1 pseudogene is annotated in these 574 nt (G+C 68.3%); it reads right to left on the minus strand.

The annotated features are described in order from the left end of the window. Nucleotides 1–537, minus strand: a pseudogene (locus tag JCM25156_RS26695) (16S rRNA (cytosine(1402)-N(4))-methyltransferase); the annotation flags it as partial. Between the last annotated feature and the right edge of the window lie 37 nt (nt 538–574).

The raw sequence follows: 574 nt of genomic DNA on the forward strand, positions 1-574 counted from the left end.
ACATCCGCCAGCTGCGTCGTGCGTAGCAGGGGGCTTCGGCGCGGGCGGCCACGATGGCGCGCGCGACCCGGCGTGACAGGCGTTCCTCGCCATAATGATAGATGATGTCGGCCAGTTCTTCCTCGGGCAGGGTGTTGACCACATCGGCCGCCGTGGGGCCGGTATCGGCCATGCGCATGTCCAGCGGGCCATCCATGCGAAAGGAAAAGCCGCGATCGGCCTCGTCGATCTGGTAGGAGGACACGCCCAGATCCAGCACGATTCCATCCACGGCCGTAACACCGTCTTCCGCCAGCAGGGCCGCCATATCCCCAAAGCCGCCATGGAGCAGGCGCAGCCGCGATCCCCCCTGTCCATCGGGGCAGGTGGCGGCCAGCGCGTCGCCACGGGCGATGGCGGCGGGGTCACGGTCGATTCCCCATAACCGGCAGTTGGCGGAAGCCAGGATGCGCGGGCGTAACCCCCGCCGCCAAAGGTGCCATCCACGTACCGGCCACCATCGCGCGGGGCGAGATACGCCATCACCTCGGCCAGCATGACGGGAACATGGCCGGGATCGTGCGGGGGGAAGTGG

It is taken from the genome of Komagataeibacter kakiaceti JCM 25156, assembly GCF_000613305.1.